At 70.5% G+C, this 19,076-nt stretch carries 17 protein-coding genes; 5 read left to right on the plus strand and 12 right to left on the minus strand.

Going from position 1 to position 19,076, the window contains the following annotated elements; translation table 11 throughout:
- Entirely contained in the window at nt 1-855 is an 855-nt protein-coding gene (locus ABZ842_RS03455; protein ID WP_361530836.1) for a helix-turn-helix transcriptional regulator, read from the plus strand.
- A 14-nt stretch (nt 856-869) separates the two neighbouring features.
- Here the strand turns inward: ABZ842_RS03455 and ABZ842_RS03460 are convergent, their stop codons facing one another.
- From ABZ842_RS03460 to ABZ842_RS03485, 6 genes are all read right to left on the minus strand, one after another.
- Entirely contained in the window at nt 870-1,184 is a 315-nt protein-coding gene (locus ABZ842_RS03460) for a hypothetical protein (RefSeq protein ID WP_361530839.1), read from the minus strand.
- Nucleotides 1,185-1,311: 127 nt separating this feature from the next.
- Nucleotides 1,312-1,623, minus strand: a complete 312-nt coding sequence (locus ABZ842_RS03465) for a hypothetical protein (protein ID WP_361530842.1) — start codon at nt 1,621-1,623, stop codon at nt 1,312-1,314.
- Nucleotides 1,624-1,687: 64 nt separating this feature from the next.
- Nucleotides 1,688-2,017, minus strand: coding sequence for a hypothetical protein (locus ABZ842_RS03470; RefSeq protein WP_361530845.1), 330 nt, complete (start codon nt 2,015-2,017; stop codon nt 1,688-1,690).
- 81 nt (nt 2,018-2,098) lie between these two features.
- Nucleotides 2,099-2,920, minus strand: coding sequence for a transcriptional regulator (locus ABZ842_RS03475; RefSeq protein WP_361530848.1), 822 nt, complete (start codon nt 2,918-2,920; stop codon nt 2,099-2,101).
- A gap of 51 nt (nt 2,921-2,971) precedes the next feature.
- On the minus strand, nt 2,972-3,292 hold the full coding sequence (locus ABZ842_RS03480) for a helix-turn-helix transcriptional regulator (RefSeq protein ID WP_361530851.1): 321 nt from the start codon (nt 3,290-3,292) through the stop codon (nt 2,972-2,974).
- A 95-nt stretch (nt 3,293-3,387) separates the two neighbouring features.
- Nucleotides 3,388-4,041, minus strand: coding sequence for an HAD family hydrolase (locus ABZ842_RS03485; RefSeq protein WP_361530854.1), 654 nt, complete (start codon nt 4,039-4,041; stop codon nt 3,388-3,390).
- 113 nt (nt 4,042-4,154) lie between these two features.
- On the opposite strand from ABZ842_RS03485, the gene ABZ842_RS03490 reads away from it, so the two are divergent.
- Nucleotides 4,155-4,691 (plus strand): flavoprotein, encoded by a 537-nt coding sequence (locus ABZ842_RS03490; protein WP_361530857.1) that lies wholly within the window; start codon nt 4,155-4,157, stop codon nt 4,689-4,691.
- A 217-nt stretch (nt 4,692-4,908) separates the two neighbouring features.
- Nucleotides 4,909-5,787, plus strand: a complete 879-nt coding sequence (locus ABZ842_RS03495) for a glycosyltransferase (protein WP_361530860.1) — start codon at nt 4,909-4,911, stop codon at nt 5,785-5,787.
- Nucleotides 5,788-5,970: 183 nt separating this feature from the next.
- Here ABZ842_RS03495 and ABZ842_RS03500 read toward each other — a convergent pair whose 3' ends face one another.
- The gene (locus ABZ842_RS03500) at nt 5,971-6,477 is read right to left on the minus strand and encodes a hypothetical protein (RefSeq protein ID WP_361530863.1); all 507 of its coding nucleotides are present in this window, start codon (nt 6,475-6,477) and stop codon (nt 5,971-5,973) included.
- A 228-nt stretch (nt 6,478-6,705) separates the two neighbouring features.
- Complete coding sequence (gene lysS, locus ABZ842_RS03505) at nt 6,706-8,442, minus strand: lysine--tRNA ligase (protein ID WP_361530866.1); 1,737 nt, start codon at nt 8,440-8,442, stop codon at nt 6,706-6,708.
- A gap of 197 nt (nt 8,443-8,639) precedes the next feature.
- On the opposite strand from lysS, the gene argS reads away from it, so the two are divergent.
- Nucleotides 8,640-10,418 carry an arginine--tRNA ligase gene (gene argS / locus ABZ842_RS03510; protein ID WP_361530869.1) on the plus strand — a complete coding sequence of 593 codons (1,779 nt, stop codon included), beginning with the start codon at nt 8,640-8,642 and terminating at the stop codon, nt 10,416-10,418.
- Nucleotides 10,419-10,672: 254 nt separating this feature from the next.
- Here argS and add read toward each other — a convergent pair whose 3' ends face one another.
- From add to ABZ842_RS03530, 4 genes are all read right to left on the minus strand, one after another.
- On the minus strand, nt 10,673-11,638 hold the full coding sequence (add, locus tag ABZ842_RS03515; protein WP_361530872.1) for an adenosine deaminase: 966 nt from the start codon (nt 11,636-11,638) through the stop codon (nt 10,673-10,675).
- Nucleotides 11,639-11,712: 74 nt separating this feature from the next.
- The gene (locus tag ABZ842_RS03520; RefSeq protein WP_361530875.1) at nt 11,713-12,600 is read right to left on the minus strand and encodes a hypothetical protein; all 888 of its coding nucleotides are present in this window, start codon (nt 12,598-12,600) and stop codon (nt 11,713-11,715) included.
- A gap of 327 nt (nt 12,601-12,927) precedes the next feature.
- Nucleotides 12,928-17,160, minus strand: coding sequence for a glycosyl hydrolase family 18 protein (locus tag ABZ842_RS03525; RefSeq protein WP_361530878.1), 4,233 nt, complete (start codon nt 17,158-17,160; stop codon nt 12,928-12,930).
- A 147-nt stretch (nt 17,161-17,307) separates the two neighbouring features.
- Complete coding sequence (locus ABZ842_RS03530; RefSeq protein WP_361530881.1) at nt 17,308-17,577, minus strand: DUF1876 domain-containing protein; 270 nt, start codon at nt 17,575-17,577, stop codon at nt 17,308-17,310.
- Nucleotides 17,578-17,787: 210 nt separating this feature from the next.
- On the opposite strand from ABZ842_RS03530, the gene ABZ842_RS03535 reads away from it, so the two are divergent.
- Complete coding sequence (locus ABZ842_RS03535) at nt 17,788-18,678, plus strand: NAD(P)-binding domain-containing protein (RefSeq protein ID WP_361530884.1); 891 nt, start codon at nt 17,788-17,790, stop codon at nt 18,676-18,678.
- The last annotated feature ends 398 nt before the right edge of the window (nt 18,679-19,076 follow it).

The raw sequence follows: 19,076 nt of genomic DNA on the forward strand, positions 1-19,076 counted from the left end.
ATGACCGGATCCCCGACGACCAGCGTGCAGGACGCCCGCGCAGCACTCGCCGAGCGCCTGCGGAACCTGCGGCTGGACGCGGGGATCACCGGCAAGGAACTCGCGGCGGCCTGCGGCTGGTCCATGGCGAAGTCGTCGCGGATCGCGGCGGGCCGTACGAATCCCTCGGACGACGACATCCGGGCCTGGTGCCGAGCGTGCGGCGCCGAGGGCCAGATAGCCGACCTGATCGCTGCCCGACGCCAAGCGGACGCCATGTACGTGGAGTGGAAACGGCTCCAGCGCACCGGAATGCGGCACCTCCAAGAGGCGTCGAGACCGCTGTACGAACGCACCCGCGTCTTCCGCGTCTACGCCTCCCACGTCATCCCCGGCTACCTCCAGACCCCCGGCTACGCCACCGCCCTCATGGGCACCATCGCTGAGTTCCGTGGCACCCCCGACGACGTCTCCGACGCGGTGGACGCCCGGATGCGACGGACCCAGGCCGTCCTCCACGGGAACCACCGGTTCGCCACGCTGATCGAAGAGAAGGTCCTCCACCACCGAGTCGGTGACCCCGAGGTGATGGCCGGCCAGTTGGGTCACCTGCTCGCCTCGATGGCGCTTCCCTCGATGTCCCTCGGGGTCATCCCGTCCACGGTCGACCGCGAGCACGTGATGTGGCCCGTCGAGCAGTTCACCGCCTTCGACACGACCCGGGTGCACGTCGAACTGCTGGCCGCCAAGGTCACCGTGACAGCACCGAGCGAACTGGAGCTCTACCACCGCGCGTTCGCCCGACTGAAGACCCTCGCCGTGCACGGAGCGGAGGCACGGGCGCTGATCGTGAAGGCGATCGACGCGCAGACGTAGCAGCAGGGGCGGGTCTATACCGGTGGTACGCCGGGTGTGGGTGTCGGTGCGGGTCGTGGTGGGTGTGGGCCGGGGTCGGGTGGCATCTGTGGAGTGGGCTTGCCGTGTTTGCCGGCTTCGAGTCGGCGTTCGGTGAGGCGGTAGATCCCGAGCGGTGGGAAGAGTTCGACGCGTACGGGGTTGCCCTCGGTGGCGCAGGCGTCGCACAAAAGGTCCCGGACGCCGGGTGCGCTGCGGATCGTGGTGACGGGTTGGCGCCAGCACGCCTCGCACGTGGTGACGTCGGTCGGGGTCGGCTTGGCGGCGCTGACGGGGGTGAGGGTGAGCATGTGGTGCTCCTCTGTGTGGGAGGCCCCGGCCCTGTCGCGGGGGATTCGGAGATACAGGGCCGGGGCCGGTCTGACCCGTGCACCGACACATGCGGCCCCTTGCCCGGGTTGCGTCGGCACACGGAGATCACGCGCTGTGCCGCGGCTTGCGCCCCGTGTACATGAGCAGCGTCTTCACGTACTCCGCCAACAGCAACCGCTCTTCGTCGATCCGTATGCCGGGCTCGACGCCGGTCGCGGCCTTCCGCGCGCTCGCGACACAGGCCAGGACATGCTGCCCGTACCAACCGCCGCTGAGACTGCGCCCGTACGCCTCAGCAGGCTCCGCCAACATGGCGATGTGCCCCCGCAGCCGATCCCGCAACGCTTCGACGGCGCTGCTCGGCGGCTGACTCAAGCCCACAGCGCCCGCGAGGCGCACGTCCCGCGTGACGTCCACCAAGCTCACACTCGCGGTCACCGAGCCCCCCGCACACAACGCGGGCACGAGCACGGCGGAAACTTCATCGGCTCCGGCACAACTCATCCGTCGCCCGAACGCTCACCTCCCGCTCCACCGGCCACCGCGTCCCGTCCACACCCACCCGATACACCCGCATCGTCATCGCAGGCCGCTCGGGCACGGGCTGCTCGACCGCCTTGAGCCCGGGGAGGCATCCGCAGGTGCGCACCTGCCACTCGCGCTGCTCGGCTTCGAATCGCACGATGCCGGCCGGTTTCAGGGGGCGGGATGCCGCGCCGCAGTGCCAGCACGCAGCGCCGTGCAGTCGGGCCAGGCTGACGGTGCCCTGGATCACCAGCACCTGCGGTTCGATCGGCGGTGAGTGCGCCATGGTTGTCTCCCAACCTTTCGCGGTTGGAGAGATGATGAAGCCGCAGCGAGTCCACAAGTGACCCACGTCGGGTCACCCGTGTCAGGCGTCTCCCGCGTGGCACCACTCGGCGAACGACGACAGGTCCTCGACGTCCGCCCGGCGGATGCGTCGGAGCTTCGCGACGTCCTCGCGCACCCACGGATGCTCGCGGGCGTGTAGCGGCGCAATGCGACGGGCGACCTTCAGCGACTCGTACGCGTCCTCCGACCGCCCGGACCAGAGTTGAGCGCGCGCCAGCTCGATGTAGAAGCCCGAGCGACGCTCCTTCGGGAGGTCGTCAGGAGGCAGCCATCCTCGCGCGACGTCCAGCGCAGCGGCGATGTGGTCCCCGCCGAGGCTCACTGCTACGGACACCTCGTGGATGCGCACGGATGCCGGACCGAACGCCGTACCCCCGTAGGTGCCCTCCTCCAGCCCTTCGGCCAACCGCCTGGCCTCGCCGAGGTGGTGGCGTGCTGCGGCAGCGCATCGAGTGCGCCCGGCGATCACCGCGGCGCGCATGTGGAGCGCACCTCGTGCGGCCGACGCTGCGGGTGTACACGGCTCCGGTAGTCGGTCCACGGCCGCCTCCAGCGCGCGTAGCCCTGCCGCGTGAGCGCGAGCGGCGAAGAACGTCTCCGTCCTCACGTACGCGACCGCCGCTTCCACCAGGGGATCTTCTGCGGACGGCACGGCCCACCGCATCAGGTCGACGAGACGCGCGGACAGATCACGCGCACCGTGCTTGTACGCGACCGCGTCAGCGGTCCGCAGGGCGGACACGAGCAGGTTCGCGACCGCAGGGCGGTCCTGGTCAGCGGTCGTGTCGAAGGCACGGAACAACTCGGCGAGAAGGGGTGGGATCGACTCGGCAATGGACACGTACTGGGCGTTCAGGCGCTTCTGCTCAGCACCACCGACCGCGGTCCGCAGCTACGAGAGCGGCCGTACGGGGCCGTCGTCGGGCAAGTCGTACGCGGCGAGCACCGCTGACAGCCCCGGTAGCGCGGCCCGGACCCGGCCGGCGCTGCGGTCGTGCGCGCCGAGCAGTACGGAGATGTCGATCCCGAGGGCGTCAGCGATGGCGGAGAGCACGGCATCGCTGGCGCCCCTGGCGCCGCGCTCGATCTTTCGAAGCGTCCCGACGTGGACACCGGCCCGGTCGGCGAGTTGCTGTTGCGTCATCCGAGGTCGGGACAGACCACGCTGGTAGGCCACACGAAGGCCCACCTCGCGCGCGTTGGGCGCGGGCATCACGGTCTCCATTCGACGTCGGCGCGTCGAAACGTACTCGCGCCGTCATCGCCCGGGGGCGTGAACAGGACCATCAGCACCCGTTGGTGGCGCTGTCAGCGGCCCCGTTCCGCCGACACGATCGGCAGGAGGTCGTGCAGACCGTCGATGGACCAGTCGGCGGACGAGCGGACTTCCGGGTCGTCCGCCCAGTAGTGCCCCCACGGCCCGCGCCGCAGATGCGCGGTACGCAGTCCGCACGCGGCAGCGGGCCCGACGTCGTTCGCCGGATGGTCACCCACGTAGACCGTCTCCGCCGCTGGTGCCTCCGCCAGTGCCGCGGCCCGTTCGAAGAACCCGCGGGACGGCTTGGCGACGCCCCACTCACCGGACACCGCGACCTTGTCGACCGGCAGGTCGAGAGCGCGCAGCAACTCACCAGCGCGGGCTGTCTGGTTACCGGCAACAACCACGCGAACACCCAGCTCGCGCAAGGCAGCGAGCGCGGACCGCACGTCGTCGTAGAGGTCCGCCTCACCGACGACCTCCCCCCGGCCAGCCGCCTCACGCGCCGCGTACTCCGCGGGCAGATCGAGGCCCGGCCGAACGAGCCTGAGCGCGTCCGCGTTGTCCCGCCCCTGCACCACCACCGCGCCGACCAGGGCAGAAAGGGTGTGGCGAGGCACCCCGAGCCAGTCCGCCCAACGGGCCCAGTACCGGTCATCGCGCACCAGCGTCTCGCCGATGTCGAACACCACCGCTCGGATCATGGCTGCCAGGGTACGAGGACGAGAATCGCGACCGGGGTCGGTGCCGCACCACAACGGGAGTGGGACAAGGTCGGCGCGGCTCGGAGCCCTCTAGGATGTGGTCGGATGGGTGCATGGCGAAGACGCTGTACCTGTTCGGGTCCGCCGCGCCGCCCGTCCTCCAGGCGTCCGAGGTCGTCCGGTCCGCGCAGGCACGCGGGTGGGACGTGTGCCTCGGACTGACACCGACGGCCGCGGACTGGCTCCGGGACGAGCTACCGGCGCTGGAGGAACTGACCGGACACCCGGTGCGGTCACGCTACAAACGGCCGGGGGAACCCGACGCGTGGCCCAAGGCCGACGCGATCCTCTTCGCCCCCGTCACCGCGAACTCCCTCAATAGCTGGGCGCTCTGCCTCACCGGGACCTTCGTCATCGGAGTGGCCGCCGAAGCCGTCGGCAAGGGCATCCCGATCGTCGCAATGCCCTGCGTGAACAGCGCGTACGCCGCACACCCCAGGGTGGACCAAAGCGTCAACGAGCTATGCGACATGGGCGTGACGGTCCTCTACGGCAACGGCGGCTTCACCCCCAACCCACCCGGCGAGTGCCGCCCGTACCCCTGGCACACCGCCCTGACCACCGTCGAGCACGCGGCGGCCACGGCATAGGAAGACCCGCCGGCGCGCAGATCGATTCCGTGGCCTCAGTGCTCGCTCTCGTGAGGACTGACGTGGACCGACGGAGCTTCCTGACCGTCTCGGGCGGCGCCCTCGCCTTCCTCGGAGTGCAGGCGCGCAGACACAACTCCACCAAGCACAGCGCGGGCCGGGCGGCTACTCGCCCTGCCGTGACAGCTCGACGACGGACGGCCGACGCAAGGAAGACATGAACCCCCTGACCCTGGGCGTCGTCGTGCTGACCATGGGCGACCGCGAACCTGAACTGCGCACCCTCCTGAAGTCCGTGGCCGCGCAGGAAGGCGACGCCCCGGCAGTCGTCGTACTGGGGCAGGGTGCCGAGCTGCCCGAACTCCCGAACGGAGTGACGGGCGTCGAGCTCCCGGAAAACCTCGGGATCCCCGGCGGCCGGAACGCCGGCGTCACATGGCTACGGGAACACGGCGGCGGCGTGGACGTCGTCGTGATCCTGGACGACGACGGACTCCTGCCCCGAACCGACACCCTGCAACTGGTACAGGAAGCGTTCACCGCTGACCCCGGGCTGGGGATCGTGAGCTTCCGCATCGCCGACGAGCAGGGACTGACCCAGCGCCGACACGTCCCCCGCCTCGGCTCCTCCGACCCACTCAAGTCCGGCCCCGTCACCACCTACCTCGGCGGCGGACACGCCATCCGCATGAACGTCATCGACGAAGTCGGCGACTTCCCCACCCCGTTCTTCTACGCACACGAAGAAACCGACTTCGCCTGGCGCGCCCTCGACGCCGGACGGAACATCCACTACCGCGCCGACCTCGTCCTCCAACACCCCCGCACCGCGCCCTCCCGCCACGCCGTCTACTACCGCAACACCGGCCGCAACCGCGTCTGGCTCGCCAAACGCCACCTCCCCGCAGCCCTGATGCCCGTCTACCTGACGACCTGGGCGGCATACACCATCAAACAGAAGCCACCGCGCGACGGCCTCAAGGCATGGTGGGCCGGCTTCTTCGAAGGACTACGAGTCCCATGCCCACCACGGAAACCCATGCGCTGGCGCACGGTATGGCGCATGACACGCCTCGGACGACCCCCAGTGATCTGACTACCCGACACCAAAAGGATGTCCGAGGACCATCCGCCCTGGCATCATGCACCCGTCTCCCAGATCTACCGCAGGCAAAGGACGAGCAAAGCCCTCCTCGCGTCGCAGGCCAGGAAGGGGTGGTCTCCGCGCACGCGGAGCTGCCTGACGGTCCGCACCGGCGACCGGTCAGGTCAGGTCAGGTCAGGTCAGCCGCGGCGAACCCGTCAGCGCCCACGTGTAACCGCCCGCGCCGTCCGCGTCCAGGTCGTAGAGGACCTTTCCGTCGGCGCTCAGGCCCTTCTGGTTCTCGGTCTTGTGGACCTTCGTCTGGCACTGGATCCGCCCGGAGTCGGCCCGGTTGATCTCCGCGGTGATGTCGCACAAGGACACCAGGACGTCCTTGTCGTTGCGCTCCAGCCGGACCTGGATGTCGAAGTTGTCGAACTTCCGCACCCCGCCCCCGTCGGTCCAACCGCCGTCCGCGCTCACGAGCCAGCCGCCGGTGCGGGGCACCACGCAGAGCTTGAGATGCACGTCGGTGTCGTACCCGGAGGTGGCGAACTCCTTCTTCTGCGTCGCGGAGCACGCGTTGATCGGACCCGCCGCGCTCTCCGCCGCCGTCGCCGGGTTGCCCGCGACCAGGATTCCACCCGCGGCCAGCGCCGTGACGAGCATGCCCCTGGAGAGAGTCGTAACCGTCTTCTTCACGTGATTCCCCGTTCCTTCGGAACTCCGCCGCCAAGGCGCGCGGATCGAGCTGATGGTCCGGCCGGAACGCCACGGGCGGCCCGACCGGTCAGTGACGCTATTCAGCGGCCAAGGCGCCACCACCAGGCACGATGCTCAACTCCGGCGACCGGAGGATGCACACTGCTCACACGCGAAGGGGGCCGGTCGACGCGAAGTCAACCGGCCCCTTCAAAAGCCCGACCGCTGCTACCCGGTCACCAGCTTGCGCACCCGCTCCGCGCCCACCGCCAGCAGCAGCGTCGGCAGGCGCGGGCCCGTCTCGCGCGTCACCAGCAGGCGGTACAGGAGGGCGAAGAACTGGCGCTGGGCCACCTTCAGCTCAGGCGTCGGCTTGGCCTCGGGGTCCAGGCCGGCCATGACCTTCGGGACGCCGTACACCAGGGTCGTCAGACCCTCCAGGGACCAGTGGGTGTCCAGGCCCTCCAGGAGCAGGCGCAGCGATTCGCGGGCGCCCTCGTCCAGGGACGACAGCAGCTCCACGTCCGGCTCGTCGCGGACGACGGTGCGGGCGTCCGCCGGGACCTGGGTAGTGATCCAGTTCTCCGCACGGTCCAGCCGCGGGCGGACCTCGTCCAGAGACGCGACCGGGTTCGCCGGGTCCAGCTCGCTGAGGATGCGAATGGTCTGCTCGTCGTGGCCGGCGGTGATGTCGACGACGGAGGCGAGCGTCCGGTACGGCATCGGCCGCGGCGTCGTCGGCAGGTCACCGGCCGCGGTGCGCACCGCGCGCCCGTACGCCGCCGCGTCCGCCGGCAGCACGGACCCGTCGGCCACCTTCGCGCCGAGCTTGTCCCACTCGTCGTACAGCCGCTGGATCTCCTGGTCGAAGGCGATCTTGAACGCCTGGTTCGGGCGGCGCCGCGCGTACAGCCAGCGCAGCAGCGGCGCCTCCATGATCTTCAGGGCGTCCGCCGGGGTCGGCACGCCGCCCTTGGAGGACGACATCTTCGCCATGCCGCTGATGCCCACGAAGGCGTACATCGGGCCGATGGGGCGCTCGCCGCCGAAGATCGGGCAGATGAACTCGCCGACCTGGAAGGAGGAGCCGGGCGAGGAGTGGTCGACGCCGGACGGCTCGAAGACGACGCCCTCGTACGCCCAGCGCATCGGCCAGTCGACCTTCCACACCAGCTTGCCGCGGTCGAACTCGTTCAGCCGCACCGTTTCGGCGAAGCCGCACGCGCCGCACTGGTACGTCAGCTCGGTGGTCTCGTCGTCGTAGCCGGTGACCACGGTCAGGTCGCGCCCGCAGCCGCCGCAGTACGGCTTGTACGGGAAGTAGCCGGCCGAACCCGTTCCGTCGTCCTCGCTCGCCGCGCCGGAGCCCTCCGCCGCCTCCAGCTCGGCCTCGTCGACCGGCTTCTGGGACTGCTTCTGCTTCGCGGGCGCCTTCTTCGTGCGGTAGCGGCCGAGGATCTCGTCGATGTCGGCGCGGTGCTTCATCGCGTGCAGCACCTGCTGGCGGTATGCGCCGGAGGTGTACATCTCGGTCTGGCTGATGCCCTCGAACTCGACGCCGAGCTCCGCCAGGGACTCGACCAGCGCCGCCTTGAAGTGCTCGGCCCAGTTCGGGTACGGGGAGCCCTCGGGCGCCGGCACGGACGTCAGCGGGCGGCCGATGTGCTCGGCCCACGCCTCCGGGTCGACGCCGGGGATGCCGGCCGGCACCTTGCGGTAGCGGTCGTAGTCGTCCCAGGAGATCAGGTGCCGCACGTCGTACCCGCGGCGGCGGATCTCGTCGGCGACCAGGTGCGGGGTCATGACCTCGCGGAGATTGCCCAGGTGAATGGGGCCGGAGGGGGAGATGCCGGACGCCACGACGATTCGTTTGCCCGGCGCACGCCGCTCCGACTCCGCGATGACCTCGTCTGCGAAACGGGAGACCCAGTCGGTCTCTGTGCTGCTCTGAGCCACGGTCGGCACGTCCTTCTTCCTCGTTCGGATCACACCATTGTCCCAGACGGAAGGTCCCCCTCCGGGGTTGCCCGGCGCAAGCCGTTAACGCACCCCGTCGAGGAGCGCCGGTTTAACCGGCGGAAGCGCCGCCCGCACCCGTGGGACACTTGACGACCGGAACACCATCCGTCCGGATCCATCCGAATCCCAGAAACGGCAATTCCATGGCCTCGGTCCCCTCCCTCGCGTCGAATGTGCAGCAGCGCCTCGCGGACGCCCTCACGGCAGCCCTGCCGGAGGCCGGTTCCGCAGACCCGCTGCTGCGACGTAGCGAGCGGGCCGACTTCCAGGCCAATGGAATCCTCGCGCTCGCCAAGCAGCTCAAGGGCAACCCGCGGGACCTGGCGATGCGGGTCGTGGCCTCGCTGCCGACGGACGGCGGCGACCTGCTGCGGGAGGTCGAGGTCTCCGGCCCCGGCTTCCTGAACGTCACCGTCTCGGACGCCGCGATCGTACGGACCCTGGCCGCGCGCGCCGCCGACGACCGGCTCGGCGTGCCGTACGCGCCCGCCCCGGGCACCACGGTGATCGACTACGCACAGCCGAACGTCGCCAAGGAGATGCACGTCGGCCATCTGCGCTCCGCCGTGATCGGCGCGGCGATGGTGGAGATCCTGGAGTTCACCGGCGAGCAGGTCGTCCGGCGCCACCACATCGGCGACTGGGGCACCCAGTTCGGCATGCTCATCCAGTACCTGCTGGAGCACCCGCACGAGCTGGACCACGAGCACGCCGAGGGCGAGCAGGCCGGCGAAGAGGCGATGTCCTCGCTGAACCGGCTGTACAAGGCGTCCCGGAAGCTCTTCGACGCCGACGAGGAGTTCAAGGCGCGCTCGCGGGACCGGGTCGTCGCCCTCCAGTCCGGTGACCCCGAGACCCTGGCGCTGTGGCAGCGGTTCGTCGACGAGTCGAAGATCTACTTCTACTCCGTCTTCGACAAGCTGGACATGGAGATCCAGGACCCCGACATCGTCGGCGAGTCCGGCTACAACGACATGCTGGCGGAGACCTGCCGGATCCTGGAGGAGACCGGGGTCGCGGTTCGCTCGGAGGGCGCGCTCTGCGTCTTCTTCGACGACGTGAAGGGCCCGGACGGCAACCCGACGCCGCTGATCGTGCAGAAGGCGAACGGCGGCTTCGGCTACGCCGCGACCGACCTGTCCGCGATCCGCGACCGGGTGCAGAAGCTGGGCGCGTCCACCCTGCTGTACGTGGTCGACGCCCGGCAGTCGCTGCACTTCAAGATGGTCTTCGAGACGGCCCGCCGGGCCGGCTGGCTGAACGACGAGGTCACCGCCGTCCAGCTCGCCTTCGGCACGGTGCTGGGCGCCGACGGCAAGCCGTTCAAGACCCGGGAGGGCGAGACCGTCCGGCTGGTGGACCTGCTGGACGAGGCCGTCGAGCGCGCCACGGCGGTGGTGCGGGAGAAGGCGGAGAAGGTCGGGCTGAGCGAGCAGGAGATCCTGGAGAACGGCCGGTACGTCGGCATCGGCGCGATCAAGTACGCCGACCTGTCGACGTCCGCGGTGCGGGACTACAAGTTCGACCTGGACCAGATGGTCTCGCTGAACGGCGACACGTCCGTGTACCTCCAGTACGCGTACGCCCGGATCCGCTCCATCCTGCGCAAGGCGGGCGAGGTCCGGCCGGTCGCGCACCCGGAGCTGGAGCTCCACCCGGCCGAGCGGGCGCTGGGGCTGCACCTGGACCAGTTCGCCGAGGTGATCGCGGAGGTGGCTGCCTCGTACGAGCCGCACAAGCTGGCGGCGTACTTGTACCAGCTCGCGTCGCACCTGACCACGTTCTACGACAAGTGCCAGGTGTTGAGCGCGGAGAACCCCGCCGAGCTGGTGGAGAACCGCCTCTTCCTGGTCGACCTGACCGGCCGCACGCTCCACCAGGGCATGGCCCTCCTGGGCATCCGCACCCCCGAACGCCTCTAGGGGCCCTGCGCGCTTCCCTGCGGGGTGCGTTGGTCTCTACGGCCCGGTGGGGGCTGTTCGCGCAGTTCCCCGCGCCCCTGATGTGCCTCCCTCCGCCTTTGTCTGCGGGCTGAGGCGCAAGTATTTAGGGGCGCGGGGAACTGCGCGAACAGCCACAGACGGCCTGCAGACGCTACGACGCAGCTCGCCGCGCGGCGAAGCCGCGCCTGCCGACGCAGCGGCACTGCAGCAAGGTCCGCCGGGCTCGCCTGGGGCTACGCAGCCAGTGACCGGCCATGCGAGGTGAACGCCGCTGTCGCCGCGTGGTGGGCGACGGTGCGTACGTCGGCGTCGCTGAGGCCGGCCTCAACCGCCGCCTTGTGGTACTCCGCAGACGTACGCGTCGCGCTGACCGTCGGGTTGTCGGTGTTGAGGGTGACCCGCACTCCGGACCTCAGGAGCAGCCGGACGGGGTGCTCGCGCAGGCTGCGCGCGGCCCGGGTGTGGACGTTGCTGGTGAGGGCGAGTTCGAGGGTGACGTCGTCCTCCGCGAGCTTCCGCATCAGCGCGGGGTCCTCCGCGGAGCGGACCCCGTGGCCGATGCGGTCGGGGCGGAGCGCGGTCAGCGCCGCCCAGACGCTCTCCGGTCCGGCGGCCTCGCCTCCGTGGATGGTGACGTGCAGCCCCGCGTCGCGGGCGCGGGCGAACGCGGGCGCGAACAGGTCGGGCGGGTAGCCCGCCTCGTCACCGGCGAGGTCGACGCCGCAGAAGTGGTGCGCCCGGCTGAGGATGCTGTCCATCTGGCGCCCCGCGGAGCCCGGCCCGAGGTCGCGCACGAGGATCCCGATGAGGCCCACGGGCAGGCCGAAGTCGGCGGAGGCCCGGCCAATCGCCTCCGACACCACGTCGATGACGTCGACGGGGTCGAGCCCGGTCTGGGTGTGGATGAACCAGGGGCTGAAGCGGAGTTCGACGTAGTCGAGGCCGTCGTTGAAGCAGTCCTCCACGGCCTGACGGGAGATCAGCGCCCAGTCCTCCAGCGCGCGTGCGGTGGAGCAGGCGACGTCGATGTGGCGCAGGTAGTCCAGCAGACCGGTCGTTGCCGACGGGTCGGTGACGACGACCCGGCCCAACGGGCGCTGTTCGGCGGCGAGCCAGTGGTCGTGCCGTCGGGCGAGGTCCAGGGCGGTGGAGGGGCGGATGGAGCCCTCCAGATGACGGTGCAGGTCGATCAGGGTCATGTGTGTCCTCTTACTTTTGAAGAGTGTGGTTCTCGAAGCGTGTTGGTGTCGAAGCTTGTGATGCCGCGGGAGCGTCAGCGCCGTCCGCTGCGGTCCGGGCCGCTCAACAGGTCCACCAGGTCGGACGCGATGCGCTGCTCGATGTGCGTCGGGACGGACTGGAGCCCGGCGGCCAGGTCACCGGCGCACACCGCGGCGAGGCTGCGCGCCTGCAAGGTCAGCCCCAGGTCCATGGCCTGGATGGGGTTGCCGTTCGCCGCGGTGAGGTTGAGCATCCGGCCGTCGTCCAGCAGGACGACCTCGCGGCCGTCGGCCAGCACGTATCCGCGCCGCCGGGACGTGTCCCCGTACTCGACGGTGCGCAGCGTGCTCGCCGTCAGGGCGTCGCGGTCCAGCTCCCAGGGGAAGTGGCCGACGCCCGCCAGGACGGCTCCGTCGGGCAGGGCGTCGAGTTCGGCGGCGCCGATCACCTCGGGGTGGCCGGTCGCCATGAAGACGACCTGGGCGTCGGAGACGACGTCGACGGACGGACCCACGCGATGGCCGCTCATGATCGCGTGCAGCGCCCTCATGGGGTCGATCTCGCAGACCGCGACCCGGGCGCCCAGGTGGGCGAGGGTGTCGGCGACGCCCTTGCCGCACGGCCCGTAGCCGAACAAGGCGGCGCGCACGCCCGGGACGGCCACGCCCTCGCCGCGCAGGGCGTCGGCCACGTCGTCGTGGGTCGTTCCGGGCGAGCCGGTGAGTGAGATCCGGGTGCCGGCTCGTGCGAGCAGGGTCACCAGGGCGGCCGTTTTGGGCTCGATGTGCAGGCACATGGCCAGCCGCTTGCCGGCGAGCACCGGCGCCAGCTCCTCGACGGCCCGGGCCGTCAGAGGCATGTGCTTGATGGCCCAGTTGATGTCGGGGCGGGGCAGGCGAAGGTCCGCCCCGGGAGAGGTTCCGGGAGAGATTCCGGGCATGGCGGAAGGTCCTCGTTCTCGGGTGACAGCGGGCGCCTGACCGACGGTTCCCCGGCCCGGTGTGGGCGCAGGCGGAAGCGGCCGGCCACGGCGCGAAGGACGAGAGGGAGGGGGCCCGCTCAGCGGGCCCGGCTGCTGTCAGCCGTAGAAGTCACACCGGTAGGAGTGGTCGCCGAAGACCGGCACCACTACCTCGATCCGATGAAGGGACATGCGGCCAAGGTAACCGGTGGGCGTGCCGGAGGGAAGATCCGGACCGCGATCCCCGTACGACGAGGGGCCCGGGCCTCCCCCACGGGGAGACCCGGGCCCTGCGCGCGTCCGGGCTCAGCCCACCGGGCCGAGCTTCGTCCACGGGTTCTTCGGATCGGCCGCGTCCGGCCGGTTGCCCTTCGTCCAGAACTTCGCCCGCCAGTAGGAGCCGCCGTACGAGACGACGGTACGGGTGGCTCCGCTCGGGTCGCCGGCGACGAGCTTGCTGCCGGCCGTGGCGGCGCTGTTCCTCGGCTCCAGGACGTGCCCGTTCGCGGCGAGCAGCCCGTGGGGCTTGCCGTCGGCGGGGATGCCGGCGACCGGCGCGCCCTTGTCGTCGGTGAACCGCCACGACTGGCCCGTACTGCCGTTGCAGTCCTTCACGGACAGCTCGGCGAGCCGGCTGTCGGCGCCCAGGCACTGGGCGCGTCCGCCGCTGGCGGAGGTGATGGTGAAGCGGCCGGTGGCGCCGTCGGGGGCGATGTTCCACACCTGGTTCTTGTTGCCGTCCTGCGAGCCGACCAGGTGGGAGGTGGTCCAGGTGCCGGGGCGGTCGACCACCAGGGAGCTGTTGACGTCCTGGACCTTCCAGCCGCCGTCGACCTTCCACAGCTGGAACGGTGCCCACGCCGGGTTGTAGGTGCGCGCCGCGTCCCACGCCTCCGCCCGGCAGGCGGGGCCGCCGCCGGCCGCCGGGGGCTCGACGACCCGGGTGTCCTTGCGGCGGTCCTGGGTCAGGCCGTACGTGGCGTCCCCGATCTTCATCGTGAAGTTCGCAGGGCCGGTGACCGGCAGGAAGTACTTGAGACCGATGTCCCGGGTGCCGCCGGCCGGCACGCCCTCGCAGTAGCCGAGTTTGAGGGTGACGCGGTGGAAGTCGCCCTTCAGACCGCCCGCGTTGGGCCCGGTGTGGCCGGGCTGCACGGCGTCCTTCAGCTCCTGCCAGTTGTCGTCCTTCAGCAGCGGCGGCGCGCTGGTGGGGATGTCGAACGACAGCTCGGTGCCGGACGGCAGCGGCTTGCCGCTGTTGTTGGTGATCCGCAGCTTGGGCTGCTGCGGCCACAGGTCCTTCTCGCCGGTGGGGTAGTCGGCGAACTCGACGGAGACGTCGAGGACCTGCGCGGGCGGCTTGACGGCGCCGGCGCGGTCGGTGGCGTAGCCGCCGGCGCCGCTGAGGCCGTTGGAGATGCGGGTGGTCAGGTCGTGGCCCATGACGTACGTGCCGTCGGGCCCGCGGGTCAGGTCGCCGCCGAGCTCCCACATCATCACGCCGCCGATGTCCTTGTCCCGGACGTAGCGCACCTTGGCGTCGATGGTCTGCTCGTCCTCGGCGGTGAGGAACACCTTCTTCTGCGCGTTCCACAGCCAGCTCGCGCCGAGCGCGGCGCTGTGCTTGCGCTCGTAGGTCCCGGTGAGCTTGTTCGGCGGCTGGTCGGGGTCAAGGCCGTAGGCGCCGAGGTAGCGGGGCGCGGTGCCGTTCTGGAGGTTGCGGGCGTGCCACAGCGGGTTGGAGCCCGCGGCGACCTCGCGGCCCCGGCTGGTGTCGTGCCAGAGGTTGTCGATGCCGACGGCGCCGTTGCCGCAGGGGGTGCGGGTGCCGGTGCCGGGCTGGCACTGGCCCTGGTCGGGCAGGGGTGCGGTGCCCCACAGGCCGTCGGTGCCGCCCTGCACGTCGCGCCAGCCGCGGGTGTAGTACGGGACTCCGAGGTTGATCCGGCCGGGCTGGAGCGCGCCCCGGTAGTAGTGGTACGCCCAGTCGACGTTGAAGTAGCCCGTCTTGCCGTACTCGGGGTTCTTCGCGTCGTCGTACACGCCGGCCGCGGCGAGTTCGCCGTCCTTGCCGTCGTCGTACAGCGGCGCCTGCGGGCCGACGTACTGGTTCCAGGAGCCGTGCAGGTCGTACGTCATGACGTTGACGAAGTCCTGGTAGGCGAGGGCCGCGCCGCCGTCGTAACCGCGGACCAGGTGGCCGGAGGCGGAGGCGGCGGAGGTCAGCAGGTAGTACCGGCCGCGGGCGTCGCCGGCGCGGTCCAGCTTCTCCCGCAGGGTCTTCATCAGCGCGTTGTAGCCGACCTGGAGGCCCTTGCGGCGCGGGTTGGCCAGCGCCCAGTCGTCCGGGTTGCCGCTGTCGGGCATCGCGGTGGGGTACTCGTAGTCGATGTCGACGCCGTCGAAGGCCGCCCCGTAGCGGTCGAGGAAGGCCACGACGGAGTCGGCGAAGGTGTCGATGCCGGCCCGGTTGACGCTGCCGTCGGCGTTCGTCGTCATGGCGTAGAAGCCCTTGGTGTCGGACCAACCGCCGACCGCGATCAGGGGTTTGACCAGCGGGTGCCGCTTCTTGTACTTGGCGAGCTGGTTGAAGTGGCCCTTGTAGGGCAGCGAGGGGTCCATTTCGGCGCCGTCGACGCCCGGCCAGGTCAGGCCGGTGGCGGGGTTGTTCGCGGCCCCTTCGTCCCCGACGGAGATCCGGTCGCCCTCGACGCGCGCGAAGGCGTAGTTGATGTGGGTGACCTTCGACCAGGGGATGTTCTTGACGAGATAGCGGGGTTTGCCGTCGGTGCCGTTGCGGGTGGCGTTGAAGTAGCCGACCACGCGCCGGTCGGTGCCGTTGCCGCCCAGCCACTCGCGGCCGTCGGCGCCGTACACGTCGCAGTAGCGGGCGTTGGTGCCGGCGGTCACGGCCATGCCTTCGGGGCGGCACTCGGGGTGCGGGACGCCGGCGGCCGGCTTGGGGGCACGGCGGTCGGGCGCGGTGTCGAAGGGGTCGCCGACGGGGGCGGCCGGGTCGGGCTGCTGCCCGTCGCCGCCGGTCCCGGGCTGCGCCTGGTACCAGTACTCGTTCATCTTCTGGATCTGCGGGAACAGGTCCCCGTCCTTGTACTGGTCGACGGCGACGAAGTTCGGCTTGCGGCGGGCCGCGGTGGTGCACACGCCCTCGGCGCGCTGCGTCATCTTCTGGTTGTCGGTGGTGTACGTCGGCGCCATCGGCACGTCGCGGAAGTGGTTCATGAAGAACAGCGGCCGGAAGTTCCCGGAAGGGCGGGTGCCCAGCGGTCGCTCGCTCCAGCGCGAGTAGCAGGCCCAGTCGGAGTTGCCGAGCCCGGGCCCCATGCTCCAGTGGTTCTCCACCCGCCAGCGCTTGTCGGCGAGGAAGCCGATGGCCTCGCGGTTGTTCACCTTGTCGACCTGCCCGGAGAAGATCAGCAGCCGCTTGTTCTTCGCGACCATGTCCTTCAGCAGCGGCCAGCCGTTGACATGGACGTTCCAGCCCTGCTTGAGGGCGGGGTCGGCCACGACGGCGTCGTCCGGGACGAACATCAGGTCACGGATGCCGGGCACCAGGTCGAAGCCGTGCTTGAGGTAGTCCTCGTTCGTGAGGGAGCCCTGGTCCTCGATGAAGATCGAGACGATCTCGCCCGGGTTGGAGTCCAGGAACTCCTTCACCGTCTTCAGCATGGCGTCGAGGGTGTTGCTGGGGGTGACCACGCCGCCGCAGCCACCGCCGTGGCAGAGCGGGATCCGCCCGCCCACGACCGTCCTGTTGACGTCGGGCATCAGGGCCCGCACGCCGTCGGCGAGTTGGCGCTTCATCGAGTGCGGCTGGTTGGGCGCGAGGGTGTCGTACCCGTCCTCGGTGTTGATCATCGCGTTGTGCGCGGTCAGGTACGTCATGTGCTCCAGCGTCCGCCGGTCCTGCGGCGGCTGCGGCTGGCGCGGCCAGTCGACGGGGGTGAAGAGCCAGGTGGCGGGGTCCGTGCCGATGGTGTCCAGCTTGAGGTCGGCGACCTTCTCGCTCTTGCTGATCGGCTTGGTGCTGGTCAGCCGGCGGCCGGTGCCCGGCTCCCCGATCCAGTGACCGCCGCCTCCCACGGACGTCACGTCCCAGACCGCGTTGGCCCCGGTGCAGTCGCCCGCGACCGGTTCGTCCTCCCGGACCAGGCAGTTCGAGGGCAGTTCGGTGTTGCGCAGCCGGTGGCCGCCGGAGACCTCCTCCAGGGTCCAGGACTGGTGCCGGTCGTCGCCCTGGGGCGCGGAGCTCTCGATCGGCCAGGAGCCCAGGGACGTCTTGGTGATGCCCAACTGGCCACCGTTGTGGACGTTCTGGATGCGGACGGCCTTGCCGACGGGGAGGGCGGCGGCGGCCGGCTCGGGCGGCGCGGGGGCCGCCGAGGCCGCGCCCGCGCCCACCGCTGCCACCGCGCCGGTCTCGACGAGGAGCGCGGCGGCGAGCAGCAGCCCGCGCCATCGGTGCCGGGTGCGCCGCCCACGTGCCGTATGTCTGTCGCGTCTTGATCGCTGGTGCGTCACGTCGTGACGTCTCCTTCACCGGTTCGTGGCCGGTGCGCCCCGGTTCGGGGCGCACCCGCCCGAACGGTGCGTCAAAGACGTCTGCGACGGATCAACGACCGATCAACGCGCACGCATCAGAACTCGGCCGAGCGGATACGTCGCGGCTCATCCCAGCGGGTACGAGGTGCGCCCGGACGCGTCGTCGATCTCGTGGTGCGCCTTCTGCAACAGCTGGGACGCGATGTCCATCAGCGCGCGGGCGCCGGCGATCTCCTCGCCGACCCGCAGTTGCGGCGAGTCCGTGGGGTGGCGTTGCGCATTGCCGTGCCCGCGGACCTCCGTGCCGTCGCTGAGCCTGACCATGGCGGCGGCCCGGGTGCGGTCGCCGTCTTCCCGGAACTCCATCTCGACGTGCCAGCCGACGAGTGTCTGCATGGCGGATCACCTCCAGCGGTCCCACCTCCAGAGTGCGCCGCGGGCGTCGGATGCGCACCCCGCCCCGCCGGGCCCCGCCACGTCCCCCGTTACGCACCATCCGGTAAGTACCGCACTTAAAAGTCCGTACTTGTGAAGGTTTGAACGACCTCGGAGGATGAATGTCGCCGGCAGGAACTTGATCCCCCTTATTTTCCAAGGAGCACTGTCATGCCCGTATCGCCCGCGCCCACGAAGCCCGCCGTGTCCGTCCTCGGCCTCGGCATGATGGGCACGGCACTGGCCGCCGCGTTCCTGAAGGCCGGCCACCCGGTCACGGTGTGGAACCGGACGGAGGCCAAGACGGGCCCGCTGGTCGCCCAGGGCGCCACCCCGGCCGCCACCCCCGCCGACGCGGTCGCCGCCAGCGACCTCGTCGTCTTCTGCCTGATGGTGAACGACAACGTCCGCGAGGTCCTGGACACGGTCCCGGACCTGGTCAAGGGCCGTACGGTCGTCAACCTCACCAACGGCACCCCGGCGCAGTCCCGCGAGTTGGCCGCCTGGGCGGCGGTGCAGGGCGTGCGCTACCTGGACGGCGGCATCATGGCCGTGCCGCAGATGATCGCCGGCCCGCACGCGTACGTCTTCTACAGCGGTGACAAGGAGGCGTTCGCCGAGCACGAGGAGACCTTCCGGGTGCTGGGCGGCGCCCGGTACGTGGGCGAGGACGCCGGCTTCGCTTCGCTGTACGACTTCGCGCTGCTGATCGGCATGTACGGGATGAACATCGGCGTCCTGCACTCGCTGGCGCTCGCCCGCTCGGCCGGCATCCCGGCGAAGGACATCGCGGGCCCGGTGCAGGAGTGGGTCACGGCGATGGCGGGCGCACTGCCGACCTGGGCCGAGGAGATCGACTCCGGCGAGCACGTCACGAACGTCTCCAGCATCGCGGTCAACCAGGCCGCCCTGCCGAACCTGTTGAACACCCTGGCCGGCCAGGGCGTCTCCACGGAGTTCTTCCAGCCGCTGACGGCCCTGCTCGACGAGGCGATGGCCGCGGGCCACGCCGGGGACAGCCAGTCCCGGCTGGCCGTGATGCTGGGGACGAAGAAGGCGTAGGCACTGAAGACCGGGGGCGAGGGGCGTAGGCGGCGAGGAGGCGTAGGACTGAATCCCACGGGCCCGGAGTTGACGGCTCCGCCGCAACCCGGGCCCCGGCCCGTACGTCCCGCCCGCGCACGGAAACCTTTCCTCCCGCCCGTCCGGCACCCTTCGGTGGTCCACCGCCGCCGAAGGGTGCCGCATGCGTTCAACAACCGTACTGACGTGCCGTTCTGTTGCACATACCGATGCTGACGGGGTGCAGGAGTTCGCATTGGTCCAGTCATTGACGGTCGGTCAGCCGGACGGTTCAGTGGGCGCGCAACCCCCCACCGCGGCCCGGCCCGGGGCCCTCGCGAGCGTCCGCGCTCCGCCCCGGGGCACGCCGTTGACGCATGGAGGAGGAATCGTGCTTT

This window comes from Streptomyces sp. NPDC047315 (assembly GCF_040643215.1).
In the GTDB taxonomy this organism is placed as follows: domain Bacteria; phylum Actinomycetota; class Actinomycetes; order Streptomycetales; family Streptomycetaceae; genus Streptomyces.

What these genes read in the sequence shown, in the direction of transcription:
- ABZ842_RS03455 (WP_361530836.1), top strand. Translation starts at nt 1, where the DNA reads ATGACCGGATCCCCGACGACCAGCGTGCAGGACGCCCGCGCAGCACTC.
- ABZ842_RS03460 (WP_361530839.1), bottom strand. Translation starts at nt 1,184, where the DNA reads ATGCTCACCCTCACCCCCGTCAGCGCCGCCAAGCCGACCCCGACCGAC.
- ABZ842_RS03470 (WP_361530845.1), bottom strand. Translation starts at nt 2,017, where the DNA reads ATGGCGCACTCACCGCCGATCGAACCGCAGGTGCTGGTGATCCAGGGC.
- ABZ842_RS03480 (WP_361530851.1), bottom strand. Translation starts at nt 3,292, where the DNA reads ATGCCCGCGCCCAACGCGCGCGAGGTGGGCCTTCGTGTGGCCTACCAG.
- ABZ842_RS03485 (WP_361530854.1), bottom strand. Translation starts at nt 4,041, where the DNA reads ATGATCCGAGCGGTGGTGTTCGACATCGGCGAGACGCTGGTGCGCGAT.
- ABZ842_RS03490 (WP_361530857.1), top strand. Translation starts at nt 4,155, where the DNA reads ATGGCGAAGACGCTGTACCTGTTCGGGTCCGCCGCGCCGCCCGTCCTC.
- ABZ842_RS03495 (WP_361530860.1), top strand. Translation starts at nt 4,909, where the DNA reads ATGAACCCCCTGACCCTGGGCGTCGTCGTGCTGACCATGGGCGACCGC.
- argS (WP_361530869.1), top strand. Translation starts at nt 8,640, where the DNA reads ATGGCCTCGGTCCCCTCCCTCGCGTCGAATGTGCAGCAGCGCCTCGCG.
- add (WP_361530872.1), bottom strand. Translation starts at nt 11,638, where the DNA reads ATGACCCTGATCGACCTGCACCGTCATCTGGAGGGCTCCATCCGCCCC.
- ABZ842_RS03520 (WP_361530875.1), bottom strand. Translation starts at nt 12,600, where the DNA reads ATGCCCGGAATCTCTCCCGGAACCTCTCCCGGGGCGGACCTTCGCCTG.
- ABZ842_RS03530 (WP_361530881.1), bottom strand. Translation starts at nt 17,577, where the DNA reads ATGCAGACACTCGTCGGCTGGCACGTCGAGATGGAGTTCCGGGAAGAC.
- ABZ842_RS03535 (WP_361530884.1), top strand. Translation starts at nt 17,788, where the DNA reads ATGCCCGTATCGCCCGCGCCCACGAAGCCCGCCGTGTCCGTCCTCGGC.